Annotated in this window: 1 protein-coding gene; it reads left to right on the top strand. The window is 53.7% G+C overall.

Translation table 11 applies throughout. From position 1 onward, the window contains the following. Positions 1-246: tyrosine-type recombinase/integrase (locus tag SB754_RS22285; protein ID WP_410784460.1), on the top strand; the 246-nt coding region annotated here is incomplete at both ends.

The raw sequence follows: 246 nt of genomic DNA, 5'->3' as shown, positions 1-246 counted from the left end.
GAACAAGTTTGGAAATGCACTACGTCCACAGACGCTGCGTAGGCGGTTGCACAGGCTACACAAGTCTCAGTCGCTTGGGCGAGTTATCACGCCGCATATGTTGCGCCATACAGCGGCCACTATCTTGATTGAGCGGGGCATCGATATCCGGTTTGTGCAAAGGCTGCTGGGTCACGCCTCAATCGCGACAACTGAAATCTATACTCATATCACCGACACAGCGCTCCAAACCGCGCTTGCAAAAGC

The organism is Leifsonia sp. SIMBA_070, assembly GCF_046534635.1.
GTDB lineage: Bacteria > Actinomycetota > Actinomycetes > Actinomycetales > Microbacteriaceae > Leifsonia.
Note: the sequence above shows the minus strand (reverse complement) of the source record. Positions and strands in the feature narration are given on the sequence as shown.